The organism is Desmonostoc vinosum, from assembly GCF_059505385.1.
Genome location: NZ_JCACKM010000006.1, coordinates 1 through 2,420, shown reverse-complemented (window position 1 = coordinate 2,420; position 2,420 = coordinate 1). Strand labels below are relative to the sequence as shown.

Annotated in this window: 1 protein-coding gene and 1 pseudogene; both read left to right on the top strand. The window is 38.4% G+C overall.

Annotation, left to right across the window (positions count from 1 at the left end):
* The coding region (locus AC5JMF_RS00750) for a bluetail domain-containing putative surface protein (protein ID WP_495793807.1) at positions 1 to 76 on the top strand (76 nt) is incomplete at its 5' end.
* Positions 77 to 338: 262 nt separating this feature from the next.
* A pseudogene (locus AC5JMF_RS00745) lies at positions 339 to 2,420 on the top strand (hypothetical protein); the annotation flags it as partial.

Below are 2,420 nucleotides of genomic sequence, written 5' to 3'. Positions count from 1 at the left end.
ATTTAATGCTTTGAGTGATGCAGTGATTGAGATTACTGGTTATCAAGGTAGCTTAGTTGATTTAGCGATCGCATAACCGAGATTACTAATCATAAAAGTAGCTGAGTTGAGTTAGCGATCGCATAACTCTAATCCTTGTAATTCAGATTACTTCTCAATACATATTAATTCGTAATAATAGTTAATATGCATTGAAAAGTGGTTATTCCATCAACAATAGCTTCTCAACTAGAATCAGTTGTCAAATTTGGTACTAGTAAAATATAGCCAATCATAGTAATGTGTCATTAAAATAGCTGGCAAAAAACCAGACAAATACTTACTATGAAGGTAATGTGATGACCTCTCTCACAAACTATACATACGATGCTAATGGTGTACTCAAATCCCAAAATGTAGACAACAACACAGATGGGACAATAGATTCAGTTATTACCTATAGATATCAACTGACATCCTATACATTTGACAACAACGGTGACGGCATCACTGATAGGGCCCAAACCTTTGTTTATAATACCAACCGCAAACTAATATCCAGAAGCTATGACAACAACGGTGATGGCATCGCTGATTTTATCGAAACTAGGACTTACGATCTTAGAGGCAACAGAACATCTCTAAACAATGACAACAATGGTGACGGCATCGCTGATTTTATCTATACCTATACTTATGATGTTAATAACAACAAAATATCTACTATCGTTGACTACAACGGTGACGGTATCGCTGATTACACCACTTATGAAGCCAATAGCAACCTGACAAACTATAGCGTAGACTATAACGATGATGGCATTGACGATATTGTCCAAGTTGTAACTTATGATGCTGACGGCAACCAAATATCCAGATACTATAAAAGCAACACTTATACTTCTTCCTCAACCTATACCTACGATGCTAATAATAGATTGACATCTGCAAAGACTGACGATGATGGTGACGGCATTGCTGATTATGTTCAAAACTATACCTACGATGACAATGGCAACCTCATATACAGAAGCGATGACTACAACGGTGACGGCATCGCTGATTTTATCCAAACTTGGACTTATGATGCCAACGGCAAACTGACATACTATGGCCGTGACAACGCCGTCACCGTTGTTGTTGATTACAGCGAAATCAGAACTTATGATGCCAACGGCAAAGTAACATACTATAGCCGTGACTACAACGGCGATGGCATCCCTAATTATATCAGAACTTTCACTTATGATGCTAACGGCAGAGTGTTAACAGATAGTATTTACAAGAACGGCGACAGCATTCTTGATGTTTTCTATACCTATATTTATGATGCCAACGGCAAGGTGATATCCTATAGTGTTGACAAAAATAGGGATGGCATCTTTGATTCTGTTGAAACTAAAGCTTACGATCTCAACGGCAAAATCACATCTTATAAATTGGACAAAAACGGCGACGGCACCATTGATTTCGTTGAAACTAGAACTTATAGTGCTAGCCGTAAACTGACATCCTATCGTCGTGACAATAACGGTGATAGCATCTGGGATTTTATAGAAATCAGAACCTATGATACTAATGACAGAGTAATATCGTTAAGCCGCAACAAAAAAGATGACGGTATTCCTGATGTAGTCAGAACCTATATTTACAATGCCAAAGGCAAACTGACATCCTATCAATTGGACGGTAATGGTGATGGCATCGCTGATTATATCAAAACCTATACTTACGACCCCAAAGGCAACCAAACATCCTATCAATTGGACGATAATGGTGATGGGGTTGCTGATTATAGCGAAACTAAAACTTATGGAAACACAAACGCTAGCTATGATTTCAATAACGATACTGTCATTGATGCGGTTGGTAATTACATTTTTGATTTTAGCGGCAAGCTGCTATCCCAAAAAATTGACAAAAATATCGATGGCATCGCAGATGAAACTATTACTTATAACTACAATACCAGTGGTCAGTTGATATCCGAACAACTCGACAAAAATTCTGATGGCATCATCGAGGCACTGACAACTTACAACTACGATGCAACTGGCAAACTCACCTCCGCTGAGATTGACAATAATAACGATGGTGTCGCTGATGCATTTGCCAGCTACGTTTATAATCAAGTAGGTCAACTTGTATCCAAAACTGTTGATGATCTAATTACAGGTTTAATTGTCAACGGTGGTAGCGGTGATGATGAGTTGAATGGTGATGCTGGCAATGACCAACTGTTTGGTAATGATGGGAACGATATCTTATCGGGATTAGCAGGTAATGACCTGATTTATGGTGGTATTGGTAATGATCAACTTTTAGGAAATGAAGGTAGCGATCAACTAATTGCTGGTGCTGGTAATGACCAACTGTTTGGTAATGATGGTAATGACCAACTGTTTGGTGATGATGGTAATGACCAACTATTTGGTGGTGCT